Consider the following 24,393-nt stretch of genomic DNA (forward strand, 5'->3'; position numbering starts at 1 on the left):
CAAGCGTCTTTAGTATCCCAATGTCGCAGGTTTGAGGTACATGCCTTCCGGGCCTTGGGCGATGCGTAATTTGCGCACGTCACCGACCTTCAGCGTGATGTTCTGCGCGGCTGGCGCCAGCAGGCCCGGTAGGCAACCCGGCGCTTGGCCCGGCAGCAGCTTCAGGCGCAGCGACACATTGCCGGCCGGCAGGTTGAACGCGGTGGACTGTTCCTGGAACAGGCGCCCGGCCAACTGGTCCTGGATGTACAGGCCGATCTCGCAGTTGGTCGGTACTTCCAGGCGTTCGCGGGAAATGATCAGCACCGCATAGTCTTCGGCGGCGCTGGCCATGGGCGCAGCGGCAGACAAACTCATCAGGCCGACAAGGCCAAAAAACGACCAGCGCATGGCGAATGCTCCGTGGTTCACATCAAAGATGGGTGAAGCTTGGCCGACTGCGTCACTGAATACCAGCCCGGCGGCTATTTTTGCCGCTTGACCTTGCCATCGTGGCAAGGTCGATACTGCGTCCACCCTCATTAAAGGAGTCATGTCATGCAAGTATTCAACGTTGAAGGAATGACCTGCGGCCATTGCGTCCGGGCAGTGACCCAGGCGGTGCAGAATCAGGACCCGGCAGCCGAAGTGAAAGTCGACCTGGCGGCCAAGCAAGTCAGCGTGCAAAGCCAGTTGAGCCGCGACGTGATCGCCGGCTTGATCCGTGAAGAAGGCTACAGCGTCGCCTGATTTAATAGTTAGCGAGCTATCGTAATGTTCAACGCACCCAAGCGCGGCTAGACTGTCGGGCTGCCGACATACTTGGGTGCCTGATGAACCTGCGCATACTCCTGATTTTGGGCGCCTTGAGCGCCTTCGCGCCGCTGGCGATCGACTTTTACCTGCCGGGTTTCCCGGCGATGGCGACGGCGTTCGCCACCGATGAAAAACATATCCAGCTGACCTTGGCGGTGTATTTCGGCGGCCTGGCCATCGGCCAATTGATCTACGGCCCGCTGGCGGACCGCTTTGGTCGTCGTGTGCCGCTGCTCAGCGGGGTCACGTTGTTTACGCTGGCCTCCTTCGCCTGCGCCTATGCGCCGTCTTTGGAATGGCTGATCGGCGCACGTTTCGTGCAGGCCCTCGGCGGTTGCGCGGGCATGGTGATTTCCCGCGCGGTGGTCAGCGACAAGTGTGATGTAGTGACCTCGGCCAAGGTGTATTCGCAACTGATGCTGGTGACCGGCCTGGCGCCGATCCTTGCGCCATTGGCGGGCGGGCTGATGGTCGGGGTGTGGGGCTGGCAGTCGATCTTCCTGGCCCTGACGGTGTTCAGCGTGATGGCCGCGATCGCAGTGGCGGTCGGTTTGCCGGAAACCTTTCCGGCCCATCAGCCTCGGCAACCGTTGTCCGGGTCGCTGCGCCGCTATATCGACCTGTTGTCGGACCGGGTCTACCTCGGTTACGCCCTGACCGGGGGCATTTCGATTGCCGGGATGTTTGCCTACATCGCCGGTTCACCCTTCGTCTTTATCAAGCTCTATGGTGTGCCCGCCGAGCATTTCGGCTGGGTATTCGGCTCCAACGCCGCCGGCTTTATCCTGATGGCCCAAGTCAATGCGCGCTTGCTCGCCAAGCGCGGGCCGGCGTTCTTGCTGTCGCGCACGGTGTGGCTCTACATGCTGGCGGCGTTGGCGCTGCTCGGCGTCGCGGCCTTGCGCACCGATGCGTTGTGGCCGTTGCTGCTGCCGCTGTTTATCTGCATCGCCAGCCTGGGCTGCATTTTGCCCAACACCTCGGCCTGCGCCATGAGCGGGCAGGGCGCGCGAGCCGGTAGCGCCTCGGCAATGCTCGGTTGCATTCAGTTCGGCGTGGCGGCGGGGGCGGCTTCGTTGGTGGGCGTGTTGCACGACGGCACGGCGATGCCGATGGCGATGGTCATCAGCTTGTGCGGGGTCTTGGCGGTGACGATTGCACTGTCGACCCAGCGCCTGCAACGGGCACGTGCCCTACAGGCGCAGGTCTGAAAGACGTCAGCCAGCGGCGGCGGAGCGTTGCTGGTCGAGTGGGAAACGGTGGGGCGCCTGGATGCGCGCTTGCAGGGTCTCGGCGAAGGCGCGGGCTTCGGCCTCACTGCGGAAGGTGATGGCTTCGCCGTCTAGACGGACCTGCCATTTATTGCCCGGGGATTTTGCTAACGCTTTTATCAGGATCTTCATTGCTGACTTCCTCACGTAAAAGAATCGTGGCAAAGGCCGCCAATATAAACCCGAATACGTTCACAATGATGACAAAGGTCAATTCCCTGACTAGTGGCGTCGTCCATCACTTACACGAATGACGGACGACACTGACAGACCTCTTTCAGAACCCTTCCAGCACGATCTTACCCTTGGCCTTGCCGCTCTCGAGCAGCGCGTGGGCGCGGCGTAGGTTCTCGGCGTTGATCACGCCGAAGTGCTCGCCCACGGTAGTTTTCAGGGTGCCGGCATCGATCAGCTCGGCGACGCGATTGAGCAGGTTGTGTTGCTCGATCATGTCCGGCGTCTCGAACATCGAGCGGGTGTACATGAATTCCCAATGCAGCGACAGGCTCTTGCGCTTGAGTTTGCTCACGTCCAGGGCCTTCGGATCGTCGATCAGCGCCAGCTTGCCTTGGGGCTGCAGGGCTTCGACCAGTTGATCCAAATGGTGGTCGGTCTGGGTCAGGCTGGCGACGTGGGTCACCTGCGCCACACCGGCGTGTTTCAGGGCTTCGCTCAGCGGCTGGCTATGGTCGATCACCAGGTCGGCGCCAAGGGCCTTGGCCCAGGCCTGGGTTTCCGGGCGCGACGCGGTGCCGATGACCTTCAGTGCGGTGAGCTGGCTGGCCAATTGGGTCAGGATCGACCCCACGCCGCCGGCAGCGCCGACGATCAGCAGGCTCTGGCCTTCGTCCTTTTTACCCTCGCGCACTTGCAGGCGTTCGAACAACAGTTCCCAGGCGGTGATGGCGGTCAGCGGCAAGGCGGCCGCGTCGGCAAAACCCAGGCTCTTGGGCATATGGCCGACGATGCGCTCGTCTACGGTGTGCAGTTCGCTGTTGCCGCCCGGGCGTACCAGGGAGCCGGCGTAGAACACGTTGTCACCGGCCTTGAACAGCGTCACTTCACTGCCGACGGCCTTGACCACACCGGCCACGTCCCAGCCGAGCACCTTGGCGGCGCCGTTTTCCGGGGCGACGTTCTGGCGGACCTTGGTGTCCACCGGGTTGACCGAGATGGCTTTGACTTCCACCAGCAGGTCGCGGGGGCCGGCGACCGGTTCCGGCAGCTCGATGTCTTGCAGGGATTTCGGATCGTTGATCGGCAGTGAGGCGTAGTAGGCAATGGCTTTCATGGGGGCTCCAGAAGTAGGGAGTTGACTGTAGGAGCGAGCTTGCTCGCGAAAAACTCACAGGGGCCGCGCTGAATCAAAAGCGCGGCGTCATCGTTTACGATTTTCGCGAGCAAGCTCGCTCCTACAAAAAAACGCGGTGATCAGGCAAGAAATTTCAGGCGCTTGAGTTCGAAGTGCGCGAGTACGTCAGCGGCCTTGGCACGGAAGCTCTGGATGTGTGCGCTCTGGTCGTGGTCGGCCAGGGCCGCGTCGTCGCGCCAGCGTTCGAGCATGTAGAACGTCTCGGGATGTTGCAGGTCCTGGTGCAGGTCGTACTGTTCGCAACCGGCTTCCTGGCGGGTCGGTTCCAGCAGGCCGCGCAGCAGCGACTCGAGGGTGTGTTGTTGGCCAGGTTTGGCGATCAGCGTGGCGATGACGTTAAAGGCAGCGGACATATTCGACTCCTGACACGGGCTGTATGGGATGGGCAGATGATTGGCTATTTCCGATGCAGATAAAAGCGGCTAAAACAGCAGTCTGTTTCAACAATATTTTGATAATGGGTGGGATTGGATGCTGCGCTTTGATGATTTGCAGTTGTTCGTGCGCGCAGCGGACCTGGGCAGTCTGTCGGCCGCGGCGCGGGTCATGGACCTGTCGCCGGCGGTGGCCAGCGCGGCGTTGAAGCGTATCGAACAGCAACTGGGCACGCGCTTGCTGGCGCGCTCCACTCGCAGCCTGCGCCTCACCGCTGAAGGGGACGGCTTTCTCGGATATGCGCGTGCCGCACTGAGCTCGCTGGACGAAGGGCGGCGGTTATTGGCCAGTGGCCAGGACCATGTCAGCGGTGTGCTGCAACTGTCGGCACCCTCGGATTTTGGTCGCAACCAGCTGTTGCCCTGGCTCGACGAGTTCCAGCGTGACTATCCGCAACTGACGGTGCGCCTGTTGCTGGGCGACCGCATTGCCGACCTGTTCCGCCAGCCGGTGGATATCGCCCTGCGCTATGGCGAACCGGAGGATTCCAGCCTGGTCGCGCTGCCCGTCGCGCCGGATAACGTGCGCGTGCTGTGCGCGGCGCCCAGTTATCTCGAGCGCCACGGCGAACCGCGGCATCTGGAGCAACTGGCCCAGCACAATTGCCTGCTGTATATGCTCGGCACTCGCGTGCATGACCACTGGACGTTTCATGACGGCAAACGCGAAGTCAGCCTGACTGTCGGCGGCGACCGCTTCAGTGACGATGCTGACGTGGTACGGCGATGGGCTGTCGCCGGGGTGGGCATCGCCTACAAGTCCTGGTTGGATGTGAGCAGCGACGTCCGCGCCGGACGCTTGCGCGTGATTCTGCCTGAGCTGCGCGGCGAGCGGACGCCGCTCAACCTGTTATGCGCGCATCGCGCGCAGTTGAGTAAGCCCATCAACCTGCTGCGGGAAATGCTCGTGTCCCGTTGTGCGACATTGACCGCGCAGTGGTCGGAACAATTCACCAGTGCGTAATAGCCTCCACTAAAGCCGGAAATTTCACTCAGATCCTGTCCCTATCCGCGCTGTCAGACGCCGGGGAACTGGCTGCTTGCGCACCTATACTTTGGCGCCAACCACAGCAGAGAAATGATTTAACAAGGAGTGAACACATGGAACAGGCACCTTGCATCAGTCAGATTGCCAGCTTGCTCGCCGAGCCAAAACGCACCGCCATGCTCTGGGCCTTGATGGACGGCTCGGCCAAGTCTTCCCAGGAACTGGCGACGCTCACGGGGTTGTCGCCGGCCTCGGCGAATGCCCATCTGGCGCGGCTTACCGGCGGCGGTTTGCTGCGTGTCGAAGCGCGTCGCGGCAAGCGGTTGTTTCGTGTGGCGGCGGCGGATGTCAGCACCGCCATCGATGCCTTGGCCAGCACCACCATGGCCAGTGCGGCGCGCAGCTCACCGCAGGCTTCACCGCTGACCCTGGCGGCGCCGGCCCCGCTGCGCCATGCGCGGTTATGCCATGGGCACCTCGGCGGCGAACTGGCGGCGCAACTGTATCAGCGGATGATCGCGGCCGGCTGGATCGAGCGCCACGAGCTCCGCACCCAAGTCACGGTCAAAGGCGCGCAGCACCTGGCCGGCCTGGGCATTTTCACCCAGGCGCTGGCCTTGCCGCTGGTGTGCGACTGTTTCGATTGGAGCCAGCAGCAACCGCACCTGGGCGGCGCGCTGGGAGCCGGGCTATTGCAACTGTTTTTGCAGTCGAACTGGATCCGTGCGGTCAACGAGTCCCGCGCCTTGCTCGTCAGCGACACCGGGTTGGCGGAAATCACCCGGTTGGCCGTGCCCGACGCGCTCTGACCCGGATGACGTCGTTCAGAGTTGCGATCAGGTCGCACCCAGCAATAACCCGGAAAAACCATGGCCCACACTCCCAGAGGGGATTATTCACACAGGGGATGGGGCATGGGTACGCACGGCTATAGCGCGGCAGAACGGCTGGAACGGTTGCCCATCAGCGGTTACCACCGAGTCATTTTTATCATCATCGCCCTGGCGTTTTTCTTCGACTCCATGGATCTGGCGATGATGACTTTCCTGCTCGGCTCGATCAAAGCCGAGTTCGGCCTGAGCACGGCCCAGGCTGGCTTGCTGGCCAGTTCGAGTTTTTTCGGCATGGTGGTGGGCGCGTCGTTGTCCGGGATGCTCGCCGATCGCTTCGGGCGCAAGCCGGTGTTCCAGTGGAGCATCGTGTTGTGGGGGATCGCCAGCTACTTATGTTCCACGGCGCAGACGGTGGAGACGCTGACGCTGTTTCGCATCCTGCTCGGCATTGGCATGGGCATGGAGTTTCCGATCGCGCAGTCGATGCTCTCGGAGCTGATTCCGGCCAAGGGGCGCGGGCGCTATATCGCGTTGATGGATGGCTTCTGGCCGTTGGGTTTTGTGGCAGCGGGGGTGCTGTCGTACTTTTTGCTGCCGCTGATCGGCTGGCGCGACATCTTCCTGGTGCTGGCGGTGCCGGCGGTGTTTGTGCTGGCGATCCGGTTTTTTATCCCGGAGTCGCCGCGCTGGCTGGAGCAGGCCGGGCGGCATGCGGCGGCGGATAAGGTGTTGCTGGGGATCGAGGCGAAAGTGCGCGACTCCCTGGGCCGCGCCGAGTTGCCGCAGCCGATTCGCCTGCCGCGGGTGGAGAGTGTGCCGGGCAACTTCTTCTCGGCGTTCCAGCAATTATGGTCGGCGCAGTATCGCCAGCGCACGATGATGATCTGGAGTGTGTGGTTCTTCGCCTTGCTCGGCTTTTATGGGCTCACCTCCTGGTTGAGTGCCTTGCTGCAGCAGTCGGGGTTTGCGGTGACCCAGTCGGTGTATTACACGGTGATCATTTCCCTGGGCGGGATTCCCGGGTTCCTGATGGCGGCCTGGCTGGTAGAGCGTTGGGGGCGCAAGCCGGTGTGCGTGGTGACCTTGCTCGGCGGCGGGGTGATGGCGTTTCTGTATGGGCAAAGCGCGGTGTTTGGCGGCAATATCGGCCTGCTGATCGCCTCGGGGTTGTTGATGCAGTTCTTTCTGTTTGGCATGTGGGCGGTGCTGTACACCTACACGCCGGAGTTGTACCCCACCTCGGCGCGGGCGACGGGGGCCGGGTTCGCTTCGGCGATCGGGCGGGTCGGGTCGTTGCTCGGGCCGTTGGTGACCGGGCTGGTGTTCCCGATTACCGGGCAGGGCGGGGTGTTTGCCCTGGGCGCATTGTGCTTTGCGGTGGCGGCGCTGGTGGTGTGGGTGTTTGGGATGGAGACGAAGGGCAAGACCCTGGAAGAGTTGAGCGAGATCTAACCGGCAATCCACAACGAATGTGGGAGCGCGCTGGCTCCCACATTGTCAGTCGCGTTTTACGCCGTCAGGGCTTCACCAGCCGCGCATCCAGGCTGTTTTGCGCCAGGCGTTTGGCCTGGTCCTGGGTCATGCCCAGGGCGGTGTACAGCGCATGGAAGTTCTCGGTGACGTAACCGCCGAAGTACGCCGGGTCGTCCGAGTTCACCGTCACCTTCACCCCACGCTCGAGCATGTCGAGGATGTTGTGCTGGGCCATGTCGTCGAACACGCGCAGCTTGGTGTTGGACAGCGGGCACACGGTCAGCGGGATCTGTTCGTCGATGATCCGTTGCATCAGGCGCTCGTCTTCGATGGCGCGCACGCCATGGTCGATACGCTGGACTTTCAGCAGGTCGAGGGCTTCCCAGATGTACTCGGGCGGGCCTTCTTCGCCGGCGTGGGCCACGGTGAAGAAGCCTTCGTTGCGGGCACGGTCGAACACACGCTGGAACTTGCTCGGCGGGTGGCCCATTTCCGAACTGTCCAGGCCCACGGCCACGAACGCATCGCGAAACGGCAGCGCCTGGTCGAGGGTTTTCTCGGCTTCGGCTTCGCTCAAGTGGCGCAGGAAGCTGAGGATCAGGCCGCTGGTGATGCCCAGTTGCTGCTCGCCATCTTTGAGCGCGGCGGCGATGCCGTTGAGCACCACTTCGAACGGCACGCCACGGTCGGTGTGGGTTTGCGGGTCGAAGAAGGGTTCGGTGTGGATCACGTTCTGCGCTTTGCAGCGCAGCAGGTAGGCCCAGGTCAGGTCGTAGAAATCCTGGGAGGTGCGCAATACATCGGCGCCCTGGTAATACAGGTCGAGAAACTCTTGCAGGTTGTTGAAGGCGTAGGCCTTGCGCAGGGTGTCGACGTCGTTCCATGGCAGCGCAATCTTGTTGCGCTCGGCCAGGGCGAACAGCAGCTCAGGCTCCAGCGAGCCTTCCAGGTGCAGGTGCAGTTCAGCCTTGGGCAGGGCGTTGAGCCAATCGTACATGTCTAAAATCTCATCGGGTGCAATGGCGGCATTCTACAGGCCATGACTGAAATAATCGGCAAAACCTGACCAAGAGGAGAGTATTGGATCTATTCGCGCAGGGGCGCTGCGAACTAAGATGTAACGAAACGTTAGCGATGTACTGCAGTCTGTACCCCGTCAATGACTGATTTGCCGCACAAAAGGCCCGCAATGCTCACCTCTCTCAAGCAAGAAAAATTCATGCTGCTGGCGCTGATCGCCGCCGTCGCCGCGTACCCGCTGGAGCACTGGATGCTCCATAACGGGCAAATGGTCGCGCTGCTGGCCGGCCTGGCGCTGATCGGCTTTATCGTGGTGGCGTCGATGCGCGTCGCTCACCATGCCGAGCAGTTGGCGGAAAAGGTCGGCGACCCCTACGGCACCATGATCCTGACCCTGGCCGCCGTGCTGGTGGAAGTGGTGATCCTGGCGATCATGATGAGCAACGAACCGTCGCCGACCCTGGTGCGCGACACCATCTACTCGGCGGTGATGCTCGATATCAACGGCATCCTCGGCCTGGCCGCGCTGATGGGGGGCATCAAGCACGGCGAACAGTCCTACAATGACGATTCGGCGCGCACCTACAGCGTGATGATCCTCACCGCCATGGGCGTGTCGATGGTGGTGCCGGAATTCATCCCCGAAGCGGACTGGAAAATTTACTCGGCCTTCACCATCGGCGCGATGGTGGTGCTCTACACCCTGTTCCTGCGCATGCAGGTGGGCCCGCACAGTTATTTCTTCAGCTACAGCTACCCGGAAAAACGCCGCAAGACGTTGCCGGAAGAACAGGCGCCGCCGGTGAACCTGGCATATGCCATCGGTACGCTGGTGTTCGGGGTGGTTGTGATTGGCGCGCTGGCCGAGGTGATGTCCAAGACCCTCGACCTGGGCCTGGAAGGCACGGGCGCTCCGCCGGTGATGACGGCGATTGTGGTCGCGGCCATCTCGGCGGCACCGGAGATTCTGACCGCCTTGCGCGCCGCCCTGGCCAACCGCATGCAGTCGGTGGTGAACATTGCACTGGGCGCATCGTTGTCGACGGTGATCCTGACGGTGCCGGTGATGGAAGCGATGGCGCTCTACTCCGGCCAGCCGTTCCAGATGGCGATGACGCCGGTGCAAAGCGTGATGGTGTTGATCACGCTGATCGTCAGTGCGATCAACCTCAACGATGGCGAAACCAACGCCATCGAAGGGATGACCCACTTTGTGTTGTTTGCGACCTTTATCATGTTGTCGCTGTTAGGGGTGTAGGCGTGAGCTTGCTCGCGAACAATCTGAGAGCGCCGTGTGAATCAGAACACCTGCATTAGCGTTGACGTTTTTCGCGAGCGAGCTCGCTCCTACAAAGGGTTGATCAGGTTACGGGCGGCCTGGCTGTGATCGGCAATCAAGCCTTTGAGGTCGAGGCCCTCGACCTGGCCGTCGATCACCCGCCATTGCCCGCCGATCATCACCCGGTCGGCCCGGTCGGCGCCGCACAACAGCAACGCCGAAATCGGATCGTGACTGCCGGAGAAGCGCAGTTCGTCGAGCTTGAACAGCGCCAGATCGGCCTGCTTTCCTACGGCTAACTCACCGATATCCGAACGACCGAGCAACTGCGCCGAGCCTTTGGTCGCCCAGCCCAGCACGCCTTGCGGGGTGATTTTTTCCGCGCCATAACGCAGGCGCTGGATGTACAGCGCCTGACGGGCTTCGAGGATCATGTTCGACGCATCGTTGGAAGCCGAACCGTCCACGCCCAGGCCGATCGGGGCACCGGCGGCGAGCAGGTCCAGGGTCGGGCAGATGCCGGAGGCCAGGCGCATGTTCGAGCTTGGGCAATGGCAGATCCCGGTGCCGGCGGCGCCCAGGCGGGCGATTTCATCCGGGTTGAAGTGAATGCCGTGGGCCAGCCAGGTGCGCGGGCCGAGCCAGCCGACGCTGTCGAGGTAGTCCACGGTGCGCAGGCCGAAGCGTTGCAGGCAGAAATCTTCCTCGTCGAGGGTTTCCGCCAGGTGCGTGTGCAGGCGCACGTCGAGGCTCGCGGCCAGTTCGGCGCTGGCTTGCATGATTTGCGGGGTGACGGAAAACGGCGAGCAGGGCGCCAGGGCGATCTGGATCTGCGCGCCGTCGCCGCGTTCGTGGTACTGGCGGATCAGGCGCTGGCTATCGTCCAGAATCACCGCGCCCTGTTGCACGGTTTGCTGCGGCGGCAAGCCACCGTCGGCTTCGCCCAGGCTCATGGAGCCGCGAGTGAGCATGGCGCGCATGCCCAGTTCGCGCACCACGTCGACTTGCACGTCGATGGCATGTTCCAGGCCGTCCGGGAACAGGTAGTGGTGGTCTGCCGCCGTGGTGCAGCCTGAGAGCAGCAATTCCGCCAGCGCGACTTTACTGGCCAGGGCGAGTTTTTCCGGGGTCAGCCGCGCCCACACCGGGTACAGGGTCTTCAGCCACGGGAACAACGGCTGATTGACCACCGGCGCCCAGGCGCGAGTCAGGGTCTGGTAGAAGTGATGATGGGTATTGATCAGCCCCGGCAGCACCACATGTTCGCGGGCGTCGAACACCTGCGTACAGGGCTGTGCAGGCGCTTGCCCGATGCCCAGCAGTTCGCTGATCACACCGTCTTGCAGCACCAGGCCGCCACGGGCATCGAGGCCATTGGCAGTGAAAATCGCGAGGGGGTTTTTTAACCAGATACGGGTCGCAGGCATGGGCCGGCTCCTCTGAATGATGGGTTCAGGTTTGCCAGCTCAGTGTTGCCCTGTCTGCTGATCCAGGGTCGCCGGTGAAGGCGAGGTGGCTAGATTACGTGTAGTTCTAGATCGGGTCTACCGGTATGAACGCGCTGCTCTCGAGAAGCGTGTTCCCACCTTTGATGGCGGCTTACCAGGGAATGGTATGGCCCCGGTAGTCCACGAAGTGGTGGCCGCCTTTGCCGGTGTAGGCATTCACCTGATCGAGCAGGCCGCGCACGCTGGTCTCGACGTCGATGTGTGCGTTTTCGCCGCCCATGTCGGTCTTCACCCAACCCGGATGCAGGGAAAGCACGGTCATTTTTTGCTCGCCGAGTTGGGTGATGAAGCTGTTGGTCATCGAGTTTAGGGCGGCCTTGCTTGCCTTGTAGAGCGCCAGCTCGGAACCGTCGGGGATGGTCACGCTGCCCAGGACTGAACTCATGAACGCCAGCACGCCGGAATCTTTGCGGATCTGCCCGACAAAGCGCTGGGCCAGGTTGATCGGCGCCACGGCGTTGGTGAAGAACAACTGGCCGACTTCCGCCAGGGTGGCGTGGCCAGGTTCCTGGTTCGCCGGGCCCTTGACGCCGGCGTTGACGAACAGCAGGTCGAATGTGCGTTCCTTGAGGCGCTGGCTCAGGGCGATCACGGCTTGCTGATCGTCCATGTCGAGTTTCTCGATCTGTACCGGGCCAACGGCTTTCAGGGCGTCGGCCTTGTTCGGGTCACGCACGGTGGCGGTCACGTCCCAGCCATCCTTGAGCAATTGCTTGACCAGGCCAAGGCCCAGCCCGCGTGAGGCGCCGATGATCAGTGCGGTTTTTGGCGTAGACATGAAGAGCTTCCTTTGACGTCGCGGTTCAGGGCGTTCAGCGAACAACATTAGCAGTTTCAACGTTGCAGCAGGATACGCCCCCGGCTCAGGTCGGCAAGCTGGTTTTGCAGGGTGTCGATGTGTGCTTCGCCCAGGGCCAGTTGCAGCTCCACGCCGTTGGCGGTGAAGTGTTCCTCCAGCACCAGCCCGCCGAGTTCGGCGACCCGCAACTTGACCAGGTTCAGTTCGGAAAACCCGCAGTCGCAGCTCAACGGCACGCGGCTGATCAGCTCGATGCGCTCGGCGGTTTGCAGGCATTTGTTCGCGCCGCCGCCATACGCCCGCGCCAGCCCGCCGGTGCCGAGTTGGATGCCGCCGTACCAGCGAATCACCAGCACCACCACCTGATCGAAGCCCTGGGCCTCGATGGCGGCGAGGATCGGTCGCCCGGCGGTGCCGCCAGGTTCTCCGTCGTCGTTGCTGCGGTACTGGTCGGCGAGTTTCCAGGCCCAGCAATTGTGCGTGGCGTTCAGGTCGCTGTGCTGCTCGATGAACGCCTGGGCTTCTTGCGCGCTGGTGATCGGTGCGGCCAGGGTGATGAAGCGGCTTTTGCGAATTTCTTCGCGGAATTCGCAAAGGCCGGTGAGGGTGAAAGGCATAGGCGGTGTCGTCTAGAGGGCGGGCTTGATGCCACAGCCTTTGAGAATGATGTGGATCAGGTTGGTGCCGGCGTCTTCCATATCTTGTTTGGTCAACTTGGTGCGCCCGGTGACGCGGCAGATCTGGCTGGCGAAGTCGGCATAGTGCTGGGTGCTGCCCCACAGCAGGAAGATCAGGTGGACGGGGTCGATGGGGTCCATCTTGCCGGCATCAATCCAGGCCTGGAACACGGCCGCCCGGCCGCTGAACCAGGCGCGGTAGTCCTGGCCGAAGTATTCGGTAAGGCATTCGCCGCCGCTGATGATCTCCATGGCGAAGATCCGCGAGGCCTGGGGCTGTCGTCGGGAAAACTCCATCTTGGTGCGGATGTAGCGGGTGAGGGCCACGGCCGGGTCGTCCTCGGCGGTCAGCGCGTTGAAGGTGCTGTCCCACAGTTCGAGGATATTGCTGAGTACTGCGACGTACAGGCCCATCTTGTTGGTGAAGTAGTAGTGCAAGTTGGCCTTCGGCAACCCGGCGCTGGCAGCGATGGTGTTCATGCTGGTGCCCTTGTAGCCGTGACGCGCGAACTCGTCTTCGGCCGCTTGAAGAATCGCTTGCTCGTTCTTTTGCCGAATGCGGCTGGCGGGCTTCCCGGCGTGGGTGCTGTGGGCAGGAACTTCGAGGCTCATGGAGGTTTCCGTGCTGATCGATAGAGACGATGTATGCACAGATAACCCACCCTCAAGCCTCAGACAAGTCCTGATGCAATAAAACCCTCAAAGCGGTTCCAGCGTATCGCCATGTGGCGCGTTGTTTGCTGCGGGGCTCGCTTTGGCTTCCGGCAGTAACAGGCACAATGCGATGGCGGTCAGCCCGCCGCTGGTGATGGCCGAGTCGAACAGGTTTTGCACCAGCGTCGGCATCAAGTGCAGCAGGTTCGGTTGGGCGGCAATGCCCAGGCCGACGCCGAACGAGGTGGCGATGATCAGCATGCTGCGTCGGTCCAGCGGCGCCTGGGCGAGAATACGCACGCCGGCCGCCGCCACGCTGCCGAACATCACCAGGGTCGCGCCGCCCAATACCGGTTTGGGGATTTGCTGCAGCACCGCGCCGATCGATGGAAACAAGCCGAGGCAAAACAGCACCACGCCGATGTACAGGCCGACATAGCGGCTGGCCACACCGGTGAGTTGGATCACGCCATTGTTCTGGGCGAACGTGGTGTTGGGGAACGCGCTGAAGGTGGCGGCGATCATGCAGCTCACCCCGTCGCCGAGTACGCCGCCCTTGAGCCGGTTTATATAAGACGGGCCGCTGATGGGCTGGCGGGCGATCATGCAGTTGGCGGTGAGGTCACCCACGGTTTCGATGCTGCTGATCAGATAAATCAGCGCGATGGGTAGGAAGGCGCTCCAGTCGAAGTTGAAACCATAACGAAACGGCATCGGCAGGCTGATCAACGGCAGGTCGGGCAGGGCCTGGGGCACCAGTTTGCCGCTGAACCAGGCCGCGAGGCTGCCGAGGGCCAGGCCGATGATGATCGCCGAGAGGCGTACCCAGGGTGTGTTCGAGCGGTTGAGCAGGATGATCGTCAACACCACGAACAGGCCCAGTGCCAGGTTGATGGGCGCGCCGAAATCGGCGGCATTGAACCCGCCGCCGAGGTCGGTGATACCCACTTTGATCAGGCTGATGCCGATCAGGGTAATCACGATCCCGGTGACCAGCGGCGTGATCACCCGGCGCAGTTGCCCGATAAAACGGCTCAGCACGATTTGTACGGCGGCGCCGAAAAAGCACACGCCGAAGATCATCGCCAGGATGTCTTCCGGGCTGCCGCCGCGTTGCTTGACCAGGAAGCCCGCCGACAGCACGGCGCCGAGAAACGCAAAGCTGGTGCCCTGCAGGCAGATCATGCCGGCGCCGATGCCAAACGGCCTACGCGCCTGGATGAAAGTGCCGACACCGGACACCATCAGCGCCATGCTGATCAGGTACGGCAGGTGAGCCGCCAGGCCCAGGGTCGAGCCGATGATCAGCGGCGGCGTGATGATGCCGACGAAGGCGGCCAATACATGTTGCAGGGCGGCCAGTAGGGCGGGCAGGGGTTTTGGGCGGTCGTTGAGGCCGTAGATCAGGTCGCTGGGGCTGGACGTTTCTGGTGGCATGGCGGGCAAACTCGAGTCGGACGGTTCTAGGTCCTTGTGCTCTTGCAAAAAGCTGTCCACTTGCTCAGCTTTTTGTGCGAGGCCCGAATTAGCGGGTTGCCGCCAGGCTGTCGAGGAAACTTTCCAGCACCAAATGAGGGCGCCGCCCCTTGCGCGTGACCGATGCCAGGCTTAAATCGTAAAAACGTGTAGCCGGTTTCAGCGCGCGTAGTCGGCCTTGTTGTACCCACAGGCTGGCGTAGTGATCGGGCAGGTAGCCGATGTAGCGGCCGGTGAGGATCAGGAACGCCATGCCTTCGCGGTCCGAAGCGCTGGCGGTGCAGTTGAGGGCCTGGTAGTGGGCCTGGATCTCGGCGGGCAGGCGGAAGGTGGGGGCGATCGCATCCTGGTCGTCGATGCGTCCATCCTCCAACTGCTTGTCGTCGGCATAGAACAGCGGGTGGCCGACGGCGCAGTAGAGCAGCGAGCGTTCGCTGTACAGCGCCTGGTATTCCAGGCCGGACAGCGCGCTGGCCTGGGGCACCACGCCGACATGCAGGCGGCCGTCGAGCACGCCTTGTTCCACTTCATTGGGGGCAATCATGCGGATCTGGATCTGCACGTCCGGGCCGCGTTCCTTCAATTGCGCCAGGGCATGGGTGATACGCATGTGGGGCAGGGTGACGAGGTTGTCGGTGAGGCCGATGATCAGTTCGCCGCGCAAATGCTGGTGCAGGCCGTTGACCTCGGTGCGAAAGCTTTCCAGGGCGCTCAAGAGTTGCAGTGCCGACTGATAGACCTCGCGGCCTTCCTCGGTCAGCGAGAATCCGGCACGCCCGCGCTGGCACAGGCGCAATCCCAGGCGTTGCTCCAGATCGCTCATTTGCTGGCTGATGGCCGAGCGGCCGATGCCGAGCACGGTCTCCGCCGCCGAGAAGCCGCCACACTCCACCACACTGCGAAAGATGCGCAACAGGCGAATATCGAAGTCGCTGACTTGGGCCAGGGGGTCGGGTCGACGGATGCTCATAGTTTAGTCAGGGCCTGACTGAAGGTTAGAAGAGTTGGATTTCACAGACTTTATCCCCGTGGCAATTTAGCTGCAAGAACGCTTTTCAATCCCGGCGCTGCTTTTTGCCTTGCGAGGTTTTGCTGATGAACATGTCCGAAAACGCCCCTTCGTCCCTGGCCAGCCAACTGAAGTTGGACGCTCACTGGATGCCTTACACCGCCAACCGTAACTTCCAGCGTGACCCGCGCCTGATCGTGGCCGCCGAAGGCAGCTGGTTGACCGATGACAAGGGCCGCAAGGTCTACGATTCGTTGTCGGGGCTGTGGACCTGCGGCGCCGGGCACACCCGCAAGGAAATCCAGGAAGCGGTCGCCAAGCAACTGGGCACGCTGGACTACTCGCCGGGCTTCCAATACGGTCATCCGCTGTCGTTTCAACTGGCGGAAAAAATCACCGACCTGACCCCGGGCAACCTCAACCATGTGTTCTTCACCGACTCCGGTTCCGAGTGCGCCGATACGGCGGTGAAGATGGTGCGTGCGTACTGGCGCCTAAAAGGCCAGTCTACCAAGACCAAGATGATCGGCCGCGCCCGTGGTTATCACGGGGTGAACATCGCTGGCACCAGCCTGGGTGGCGTCAACGGCAACCGTAAGATGTTTGGTCAGGCGATGATGGATGTTGACCATCTGCCTCACACCTTGCTGGCGAGCAATGCATTCTCGCGCGGCATGCCGGAGCAGGGCGGTATTGCCCTGGCCGATGAACTGCTCAAGTTGATCGAGTTGCACGACGCATCGAACATTGCCGCGGTATTTGTCGAGCCGATGGCCGGCTCCGCTGGCGTGCTGGTGCCGCCACAGGGTTACCTCAAGCGTCTGCGTGAAATCTGCGACCAGCACAACATCCTGTTGGTGTTCGACGAAGTGATCACCGGTTTCGGCCGTACCGGCTCGATGTTCGGTGCCGACAGCTTCGGCGTGACTCCGGACCTGATGTGCATCGCCAAGCAAGTCACCAACGGCGCGATCCCGATGGGCGCGGTGATTGCCAGCAGCGAGATCTATCAGACCTTCATGAACCAGGCGACGCCGGAATACGCGGTGGAATTCCCCCACGGCTACACCTACTCGGCACACCCGGTGGCCTGCGCGGCTGGCCTGGCGGCATTGGACCTGCTGCAGAAGGAAAACCTGGTGCAGAGCGTCGCCGAAGTCGCTCCGCACTTTGAGAATGCGCTGCATGGTTTGAAGGGCAGCAAGAACGTGATCGACATCCGCAACTACGGCCTGGCCGGTGCGATCCAGATTGCCCCGCGTGACGGCGATGCCATCGTGCGTCCGTTCGAGGCTGGCATGGCCTTGTGGAAAGCCGGTTTCTACGTGCGTTTTGGCGGCGACACCCTGCAGTTCGGGCCAACCTTCAACAGCAAGCCGCAGGACCTGGATCGCCTGTTCGATGCCGTCGGCGAAGTGCTGAACAAGATCGACTGATTTCTCCTTCTATATAGAACAACTTTTCAGGAGCCCTGCATGAGCCTTATCCAGCATTTGATCGACGGCCAATTGGTCAGCGAATCCGGTCGCACCGCCGATGTGTACAACCCGTCCACCGGCCAGGTGATTCACCAGGTGCCGCTGGCCAGTCGCGAAACCATCCAGCGCGCGATCGACTCGGCCAAGGCCGCATTCCCGGCCTGGCGTAATACGCCGGCGGCCAGGCGTGCCCAGGTGATGTACCGTTTCAAGCAGTTGCTGGAGCAGAACGAAGCGCGCATCTCGCAGTTGATCAGCGAGGAGCACGGCAAGACCCTGGAAGACGCGGCGGGGGAATTGAAGCGTGGCATCGAGAACGTGGAGTACGCGTGCTCGGCGCCGGAAATTCTCAAGGGCGAGTACAGCCGCAATGTGGGGCCGAACATCGATGCCTGGTCGGATTTCCAGCCGTTGGGCGTAGTGGCCGGGATTACCCCGTTCAACTTCCCGGCGATGGTGCCGTTGTGGATGTACCCGCTGGCGATCGTCTGCGGCAACTGCTTTATCCTCAAACCGTCGGAGCGTGATCCGAGTTCGACGCTGCTGATCGCGCAATTGCTGCAGGAGGCCGGCCTGCCTAAGGGCGTGCTGAGCGTGGTGCATGGCGACAAAGGCGCGGTGGATGCGCTGATCGAAGCGCCGGAGGTCAAGGCCTTGAGCTTTGTGGGCTCGACGCCGATTGCCGAGTACATCTACGCCGAAGCGACCAAGCGCGGCAAACGCGTGCAAGCGCTGGGCGGCGCGAAGAACCATGCGGTGCTGATGCCGGATGCCGATCTGGATAATGCGGTCAGTGCCTTGATGGGCGCGGCCTATGGTTCCTGCGGTGAGCGTTGCATGGCGATCTCGGTGGCGGTGTGTGTGGGTGACCAGGTGGCGGATGCATTGATCGCCAAGTTGGTGCCGCAGGTCAAGGCGCTGAAGATTGGCGCGGGCACCTCGTGCGGCCTGGATATGGGGCCGCTGGTCACCGGCCAGGCGCGGGATAAGGTCAGCGGCTATATAGAAGACGGTGTGGCCGCGGGCGCTGAGCTGGTGGTCGATGGTCGTGGCTTGAGCGTTGCCGGGCATGAGCAGGGGTTCTTCCTCGGCGGCAGTTTGTTTGACCGCGTGACGCCGCAGATGCGTATCTATAAAGAAGAGATCTTCGGGCCGGTGTTGTGCGTGGTGCGGGTCAATAGCCTGGAAGCGGCGATGCAACTGATCAACGATCACGAGTATGGCAACGGCACGTGCATCTTCACCCGTGACGGTGAAGCGGCGCGTCTGTTCTGTGACGAGATTGAAGTGGGCATGGTCGGCGTGAACGTTCCACTGCCGGTGCCGGTGGCCTACCACAGCTTTGGCGGCTGGAAGCGCTCGCTGTTTGGCGACTTGCATGCTTACGGGCCGGATGGGGTGCGTTTCTATACCCGGCGCAAGGCTATTACCCAGCGCTGGCCGCAACGGGCCAGTCATGAAGCGTCACAGTTTGCCTTCCCTAGCTTGTAAGACGCGTTGAAAGCCGGCCCCTTGGGGCCGGCTTTCGCGTTTTTGCGGCCTTTTTGACCGATATGACAGAATTGTGAAGAAAGGTGTTGACGGCAAATCCTGGACGTCTATAATTCGCCCCACTTCCGGCGCAGTCGAAACGGAAAACTCCTTGGTAAACAAAGAGTTACGCAAGATTCGACAGCGACCTGCTTCAGTTCATCGAAGCCTGGAAGGAGTTGGTAGAGCGGTGTTGTTTGGCTCTATTGACGTTTCGATCTTCTCGGTCGAAAGCGGAGAAAAAGAGGTGTTGACAGCAGCGTGTAACGCTGTAGAATTCGCCTCCCGCTAACGAGAGATCGGAAGCGCAAGTGGTTGAAGTTACAAAGGAAACTTTGAAAACTTCTGAAAATAATCACTTGACAGCAAATGAGGCTGCTGTAGAATGCGCGCCTCGGTTGAGACGAAAGATCTTAACCAACCGCTCTTTAACAACTGAATCAAGCAATTCGTGTGGGTGCTTGTGGAGTCAGACTGATAGTCAACAAGATTATCAGCATCACAAGTTACTCCGCGAGAAATCAAAGATGTAACCAACGATTGCTGAGCCAAGTTTAGGGTTTCTTAAAAACCCAAAGATGTTTGAACTGAAGAGTTTGATCATGGCTCAGATTGAACGCTGGCGGCAGGCCTAACACATGCAAGTCGAGCGGTAGAGAGAAGCTTGCTTCTCTTGAGAGCGGCGGACGGGTGAGTAATGCCTAGGAATCTGCCTGGTAGTGGGGGATAACGTTCGGAAACGGACGCTAATACCGCATACGTCCTACGGGAGAAAGCAGGGGACCTTCGGGCCTTGCGCTATCAGATGAGCCTAGGTCGGATTAGCTAGTTGGTGAGGTAATGGCTCACCAAGGCGACGATCCGTAACTGGTCTGAGAGGATGATCAGTCACACTGGAACTGAGACACGGTCCAGACTCCTACGGGAGGCAGCAGTGGGGAATATTGGACAATGGGCGAAAGCCTGATCCAGCCATGCCGCGTGTGTGAAGAAGGTCTTCGGATTGTAAAGCACTTTAAGTTGGGAGGAAGGGCAGTTACCTAATACGTGATTGTTTTGACGTTACCGACAGAATAAGCACCGGCTAACTCTGTGCCAGCAGCCGCGGTAATACAGAGGGTGCAAGCGTTAATCGGAATTACTGGGCGTAAAGCGCGCGTAGGTGGTTAGTTAAGTTGGATGTGAAATCCCCGGGCTCAACCTGGGAACTGCATTCAAAACTGACTGACTAGAGTATGGTAGAGGGTGGTGGAATTTCCTGTGTAGCGGTGAAATGCGTAGATATAGGAAGGAACACCAGTGGCGAAGGCGACCACCTGGACTGATACTGACACTGAGGTGCGAAAGCGTGGGGAGCAAACAGGATTAGATACCCTGGTAGTCCACGCCGTAAACGATGTCAACTAGCCGTTGGGAGCCTTGAGCTCTTAGTGGCGCAGCTAACGCATTAAGTTGACCGCCTGGGGAGTACGGCCGCAAGGTTAAAACTCAAATGAATTGACGGGGGCCCGCACAAGCGGTGGAGCATGTGGTTTAATTCGAAGCAACGCGAAGAACCTTACCAGGCCTTGACATCCAATGAACTTTCTAGAGATAGATTGGTGCCTTCGGGAACATTGAGACAGGTGCTGCATGGCTGTCGTCAGCTCGTGTCGTGAGATGTTGGGTTAAGTCCCGTAACGAGCGCAACCCTTGTCCTTAGTTACCAGCACGTAATGGTGGGCACTCTAAGGAGACTGCCGGTGACAAACCGGAGGAAGGTGGGGATGACGTCAAGTCATCATGGCCCTTACGGCCTGGGCTACACACGTGCTACAATGGTCGGTACAGAGGGTTGCCAAGCCGCGAGGTGGAGCTAATCCCAGAAAACCGATCGTAGTCCGGATCGCAGTCTGCAACTCGACTGCGTGAAGTCGGAATCGCTAGTAATCGCGAATCAGAATGTCGCGGTGAATACGTTCCCGGGCCTTGTACACACCGCCCGTCACACCATGGGAGTGGGTTGCACCAGAAGTAGCTAGTCTAACCTTCGGGGGGACGGTTACCACGGTGTGATTCATGACTGGGGTGAAGTCGTAACAAGGTAGCCGTAGGGGAACCTGCGGCTGGATCACCTCCTTAATCGACGACATCAGCTGCTCCATAAGTTCCCACACGAATTGCTTGATTCATTGAAGAAGACGATAAAGAAGCAGCCCGAAATTGGGTCTGTAGCTCAGTTGGTTAGAGCGCACCCCTGATAAGGGTGAGGTCGGCAGTTCGAATCTGCCCAGACCCACCAATTTTGTGTGGGAACCTGTAGAAATACGGGGCCATAGCTCAGCTGGGAGAGCGCCTGCCTTGCACGCAGGAGGTCAACGGTTCGATCCCGTTTGGCTCCACCACTACTGCTTCTGGAAGTTGAAAGCTTAGAAATGAGCATTCCATCGTGATGATGGTGAATGTTGATTTCTAGTCTTTGATTAGATCGTTCTTTAAAAATTTGGGTATGTGATAGAAAGATAGACTGAACGTTACTTTCACTGGTAACGGATCAGGCTAAGGTAAAATTTGTGAGTTCTCTTAATTGAGAAATTCGAATTTTCGGCGAATGTCGTCTTCACAGTATAACCAGATTGCTTGGGGTTATATGGTCAAGTGAAGAAGCGCATACGGTGGATGCCTTGGCAGTCAGAGGCGATGAAAGACGTGGTAGCCTGCGAAAAGCTTCGGGGAGTCGGCAAACAGACTTTGATCCGGAGATGTCTGAATGGGGGAACCCAGCCATCATAAGATGGTTACCTTACACTGAATACATAGGTGTAAGGGGCGAACCAGGGGAACTGAAACATCTAAGTACCCTGAGGAAAAGAAATCAACCGAGATTCCCTTAGTAGTGGCGAGCGAACGGGGACTAGCCCTTAAGTGGCTTTGAGATTAGCGGAACGCTCTGGAAAGTGCGGCCATAGTGGGTGATAGCCCTGTACGCGAAAATCTCTTAGTCATGAAATCGAGTAGGACGGAGCACGAGAAACTTTGTCTGAATATGGGGGGACCATCCTCCAAGGCTAAATACTACTGACTGACCGATAGTGAACTAGTACCGTGAGGGAAAGGCGAAAAGAACCCCGGAGAGGGGAGTGAAATAGATCCTGAAACCGTATGCGTACAAGCAGTGGGAGCCTACTTTGTTAGGTGACTGCGTACCTTTTGTATAATGGGTCAGCGACTTATTTTCAGTGGCGAGCTTAACCGAATAGGGGAGGCGTAGCGAAAGCGAGTCTTAATAGGGCGTCTAGTCGCTGGGAATAGACCCGAAACCGGGCGATCTATCCATGGGCAGGTTGAAGGTTGGGTAACACTAACTGGAGGACCGAACCGACTACCGTTGAAAAGTTAGCGGATGACCTGTGGATCGGAGTGAAAGGCTAATCAAGCTCGGAGATAGCTGGTTCTCCTCGAAAGCTATTTAGGTAGCGCCTCATGTATCACTGTAGGGGGTAGAGCACTGTTTCGGCTAGGGGGTCATCCCGACTTACCAAACCGATGCAAACTCCGAATACCTACAAGTGCCGAGCATGGGAGACACACGGCGGGTGCTAACGTCCGTCGTGAAAAGGGAAACAACCCAGACCGTCAGCTAAGGTCCCAAAGTTATGGTTAAGTGGGAAACGATGTGGGAAGGCTTAGACAGCTAGGAGGTTGGCTTAGAAGCAGCCACCCTTTAAAGAAAGCGTAATAGCTCACTAGTCGAGTCGGCCTGCGCGGAAGATGTAACGGGGCTCAAACCATACACCGAAGCTACGGGTATCACGTAAGTGATGCGGTAGAGGAGCGTTCTGTAAGCCTGTGAAGGTGAGTTGAGAAGCTTGCTGGAGGTATCAGAAGTGCGAATGCTGACATGAGTAACGATAATGGGTGTGAAAAACACCCACGCCGAAAGACCAAGGTTTCCTGCGCAACGTTAATCGACGCAGGGTTAGTCGGTCCCTAAGGCGAGGCTGAAAAGCGTAGTCGATGGAAAACAGGTTAATATTCCTGTACTTCTGGTTATTGCGATGGAGGGACGGAGAAGGCTAGGCCAGCTTGGCGTTGGTTGTCCAAGTTTAAGGTGGTAGGCTGGAATCTTAGGTAAATCCGGGATTCTAAGGCCGAGAGCTGATGACGAGTTATCTTTTAGATGACGAAGTGGTTGATGCCATGCTTCCAAGAAAAGCTTCTAAGCTTCAGGTAACCAGGAACCGTACCCCAAACCGACACAGGTGGTTGGGTAGAGAATACCAAGGCGCTTGAGAGAACTCGGGTGAAGGAACTAGGCAAAATGGCACCGTAACTTCGGGAGAAGGTGCGCCGGTGAGGGTGAAGGACTTGCTCCGTAAGCTCATGCCGGTCGAAGATACCAGGCCGCTGCGACTGTTTATTAAAAACACAGCACTCTGCAAACACGAAAGTGGACGTATAGGGTGTGACGCCTGCCCGGTGCCGGAAGGTTAATTGATGGGGTTAGCTAACGCGAAGCTCTTGATCGAAGCCCCGGTAAACGGCGGCCGTAACTATAACGGTCCTAAGGTAGCGAAATTCCTTGTCGGGTAAGTTCCGACCTGCACGAATGGCGTAACGATGGCGGCGCTGTCTCCACCCGAGACTCAGTGAAATTGAAATCGCTGTGAAGATGCAGTGTATCCGCGGCTAGACGGAAAGACCCCGTGAACCTTTACTATAGCTTTGCACTGGACTTTGAATTTGCTTGTGTAGGATAGGTGGGAGGCTTTGAAGCGTGGACGCCAGTTCGCGTGGAGCCAACCTTGAAATACCACCCTGGCAACTTTGAGGTTCTAACTCAGGTCCGTTATCCGGATCGAGGACAGTGTATGGTGGGTAGTTTGACTGGGGCGGTCTCCTCCTAAAGAGTAACGGAGGAGTACGAAGGTGCGCTCAGACCGGTCGGAAATCGGTCGTAGAGTATAAAGGCAAAAGCGCGCTTGACTGCGAGACAGACACGTCGAGCAGGTACGAAAGTAGGTCTTAGTGATCCGGTGGTTCTGTATGGAAGGGCCATCGCTCAACGGATAAAAGGTACTCCGGGGATAACAGGCTGATACCGCCCAAGAGTTCATATCGACGGCGGTGTTTGGCACCTCGATGTCGGCTCATCACATCCTGGGGCTGAAGCCGGTCCCAAGGGTATGGCTGTTCGCCATTTAAAGTGGTACGCGAGCTGGGTTTAGAACGTCGTGAGACAGTTCGGTCCCTATCTGCCGTGGACGTTTGAGATTTGAGAGGGGCTGCTCCTAGTACGAGAGGACCGGAGTGGACGAACCTCTGGTGTTCCGGTTGTCACGCCAGTGGCATTGCCGGGTAGCTATGTTCGGAATAGATAACCGCTGAAAGCATCTAAGCGGGAAACTAGCCTCAAGATGAGATCTCACTGGGACCTTGAGTCCCCTGAAGGGCCGTCGAAGACTACGACGTTGATAGGTTGGGTGTGTAAGCGCTGTGAGGCGTTGAGCTAACCAATACTAATTGCCCGTGAGGCTTGACCATATAACACCCAAGCAATTTGCGAACTCGAAAGAGACCAGATTGCGGTGTGTGAAGACGAAACGAACCGAAAGTTCGACGCTTACAAAACACCGAAAACTATCACATACCCAATTTGCTGAAGCGAGGCCAGCTGGCCACGACTCAGTACCCGAATTTCTTGACGACCATAGAGCATTGGAACCACCTGATCCCATCCCGAACTCAGCAGTGAAACGATGCATCGCCGATGGTAGTGTGGGGTTTCCCCATGTGAGAGTAGGTCATCGTCAAGATT

The 24,393-nt window shown here is 59.6% G+C and carries 19 protein-coding genes, 2 tRNA genes and 3 rRNA genes; 13 read left to right on the plus strand and 11 right to left on the minus strand.

Going from position 1 to position 24,393, the window contains the following annotated elements; translation table 11 throughout:
• Positions 1–9 precede the first annotated feature (9 nt).
• Entirely contained in the window at positions 10–390 is a 381-nt protein-coding gene (locus tag RGV59_RS09030) for a hypothetical protein (protein ID WP_017849644.1), read from the minus strand.
• A gap of 147 nt (positions 391–537) precedes the next feature.
• Here RGV59_RS09030 and RGV59_RS09035 point away from each other — a divergent pair, with 147 nt between their 5' ends.
• Both RGV59_RS09035 and RGV59_RS09040 read left to right on the plus strand, forming a co-directional pair.
• Positions 538–729 (plus strand): heavy-metal-associated domain-containing protein, encoded by a 192-nt coding sequence (locus RGV59_RS09035; protein WP_017849643.1) that lies wholly within the window; start codon positions 538–540, stop codon positions 727–729.
• A gap of 83 nt (positions 730–812) precedes the next feature.
• Positions 813–2,006 carry a multidrug effflux MFS transporter gene (locus tag RGV59_RS09040; protein WP_017849642.1) on the plus strand — a complete coding sequence of 398 codons (1,194 nt, stop codon included), beginning with the start codon at positions 813–815 and terminating at the stop codon, positions 2,004–2,006.
• A gap of 6 nt (positions 2,007–2,012) precedes the next feature.
• Here the strand turns inward: RGV59_RS09040 and RGV59_RS09045 are convergent, their stop codons facing one another.
• From RGV59_RS09045 to RGV59_RS09055, 3 genes are all read right to left on the minus strand, one after another.
• Complete coding sequence (locus tag RGV59_RS09045) at positions 2,013–2,198, minus strand: hypothetical protein (protein WP_017849641.1); 186 nt, start codon at positions 2,196–2,198, stop codon at positions 2,013–2,015.
• Between the two features lie 145 nt (positions 2,199–2,343).
• The gene (locus tag RGV59_RS09050) at positions 2,344–3,357 is read right to left on the minus strand and encodes a zinc-binding alcohol dehydrogenase family protein (protein ID WP_046485741.1); all 1,014 of its coding nucleotides are present in this window, start codon (positions 3,355–3,357) and stop codon (positions 2,344–2,346) included.
• Positions 3,358–3,497: 140 nt separating this feature from the next.
• Positions 3,498–3,791, minus strand: coding sequence for a putative quinol monooxygenase (locus tag RGV59_RS09055; RefSeq protein WP_017849638.1), 294 nt, complete (start codon positions 3,789–3,791; stop codon positions 3,498–3,500).
• A gap of 118 nt (positions 3,792–3,909) precedes the next feature.
• On the opposite strand from RGV59_RS09055, the gene RGV59_RS09060 reads away from it, so the two are divergent.
• From RGV59_RS09060 to RGV59_RS09070, 3 genes are all read left to right on the plus strand, one after another.
• Entirely contained in the window at positions 3,910–4,836 is a 927-nt protein-coding gene (locus RGV59_RS09060; RefSeq protein WP_017849637.1) for a LysR family transcriptional regulator, read from the plus strand.
• Positions 4,837–4,973: 137 nt separating this feature from the next.
• Positions 4,974–5,669 (plus strand): ArsR/SmtB family transcription factor, encoded by a 696-nt coding sequence (locus tag RGV59_RS09065; protein WP_017849636.1) that lies wholly within the window; start codon positions 4,974–4,976, stop codon positions 5,667–5,669.
• Between the two features lie 105 nt (positions 5,670–5,774).
• Positions 5,775–7,145, plus strand: coding sequence for an MFS transporter (locus RGV59_RS09070; RefSeq protein WP_102651116.1), 1,371 nt, complete (start codon positions 5,775–5,777; stop codon positions 7,143–7,145).
• Between the two features lie 64 nt (positions 7,146–7,209).
• Here the strand turns inward: RGV59_RS09070 and RGV59_RS09075 are convergent, their stop codons facing one another.
• A complete protein-coding gene (locus tag RGV59_RS09075; protein ID WP_017849634.1) occupies positions 7,210–8,163 on the minus strand; it encodes an adenosine deaminase in 954 nt (317 codons plus the stop codon).
• Between the two features lie 192 nt (positions 8,164–8,355).
• Between RGV59_RS09075 and RGV59_RS09080 the strand changes: the two genes are divergently transcribed.
• Entirely contained in the window at positions 8,356–9,444 is a 1,089-nt protein-coding gene (locus RGV59_RS09080; RefSeq protein WP_017849633.1) for a calcium:proton antiporter, read from the plus strand.
• Positions 9,445–9,533: 89 nt separating this feature from the next.
• Here the strand turns inward: RGV59_RS09080 and RGV59_RS09085 are convergent, their stop codons facing one another.
• The 6 genes from RGV59_RS09085 to RGV59_RS09110 all read right to left on the minus strand — a co-directional run bounded on the left by RGV59_RS09085 (position 9,534) and on the right by RGV59_RS09110 (position 15,549).
• Positions 9,534–10,892, minus strand: coding sequence for an 8-oxoguanine deaminase (locus tag RGV59_RS09085; RefSeq protein ID WP_017849632.1), 1,359 nt, complete (start codon positions 10,890–10,892; stop codon positions 9,534–9,536).
• 172 nt (positions 10,893–11,064) lie between these two features.
• Positions 11,065–11,751: an SDR family oxidoreductase gene (locus tag RGV59_RS09090; RefSeq protein ID WP_017849631.1), complete on the minus strand. Its 687-nt coding sequence runs from the start codon at positions 11,749–11,751 to the stop codon at positions 11,065–11,067.
• Positions 11,752–11,807: 56 nt separating this feature from the next.
• Complete coding sequence (locus tag RGV59_RS09095) at positions 11,808–12,389, minus strand: IMPACT family protein (RefSeq protein ID WP_017849630.1); 582 nt, start codon at positions 12,387–12,389, stop codon at positions 11,808–11,810.
• A gap of 12 nt (positions 12,390–12,401) precedes the next feature.
• The gene (locus RGV59_RS09100; protein WP_017849629.1) at positions 12,402–13,061 is read right to left on the minus strand and encodes a TetR/AcrR family transcriptional regulator; all 660 of its coding nucleotides are present in this window, start codon (positions 13,059–13,061) and stop codon (positions 12,402–12,404) included.
• 87 nt (positions 13,062–13,148) lie between these two features.
• Entirely contained in the window at positions 13,149–14,540 is a 1,392-nt protein-coding gene (locus RGV59_RS09105) for a uracil-xanthine permease family protein (RefSeq protein WP_102618841.1), read from the minus strand.
• Positions 14,541–14,628: 88 nt separating this feature from the next.
• Positions 14,629–15,549, minus strand: a complete 921-nt coding sequence (locus RGV59_RS09110) for a LysR family transcriptional regulator (protein ID WP_017849627.1) — start codon at positions 15,547–15,549, stop codon at positions 14,629–14,631.
• Positions 15,550–15,674: 125 nt separating this feature from the next.
• Between RGV59_RS09110 and RGV59_RS09115 the strand changes: the two genes are divergently transcribed.
• The 7 genes from RGV59_RS09115 to rrf all read left to right on the plus strand — a co-directional run bounded on the left by RGV59_RS09115 (position 15,675) and on the right by rrf (position 24,391).
• Positions 15,675–17,024 carry an aspartate aminotransferase family protein gene (locus tag RGV59_RS09115; protein ID WP_017849626.1) on the plus strand — a complete coding sequence of 450 codons (1,350 nt, stop codon included), beginning with the start codon at positions 15,675–15,677 and terminating at the stop codon, positions 17,022–17,024.
• 39 nt (positions 17,025–17,063) lie between these two features.
• Positions 17,064–18,557, plus strand: coding sequence for a CoA-acylating methylmalonate-semialdehyde dehydrogenase (locus tag RGV59_RS09120; protein WP_017849625.1), 1,494 nt, complete (start codon positions 17,064–17,066; stop codon positions 18,555–18,557).
• A gap of 623 nt (positions 18,558–19,180) precedes the next feature.
• Positions 19,181–20,717 (plus strand): 16S ribosomal RNA (locus RGV59_RS09125).
• A gap of 83 nt (positions 20,718–20,800) precedes the next feature.
• A tRNA-Ile gene (locus RGV59_RS09130) sits at positions 20,801–20,877 on the plus strand.
• A 27-nt stretch (positions 20,878–20,904) separates the two neighbouring features.
• Positions 20,905–20,980, plus strand: a tRNA-Ala gene (locus RGV59_RS09135).
• Positions 20,981–21,227: 247 nt separating this feature from the next.
• Positions 21,228–24,119 (plus strand): 23S ribosomal RNA (locus tag RGV59_RS09140).
• Positions 24,120–24,275: 156 nt separating this feature from the next.
• A 5S ribosomal RNA gene (rrf, locus tag RGV59_RS09145) occupies positions 24,276–24,391 on the plus strand.
• The 16S, 23S and 5S rRNA genes sit together here with 2 tRNA genes alongside, the layout of an rRNA operon.
• Positions 24,392–24,393: the final 2 nt, after the last annotated feature.

Origin of the sequence: Pseudomonas sp. FG1 (genome assembly GCF_034313875.1) — a bacterium.
Classification (GTDB): domain Bacteria; phylum Pseudomonadota; class Gammaproteobacteria; order Pseudomonadales; family Pseudomonadaceae; genus Aquipseudomonas; species Aquipseudomonas veronii.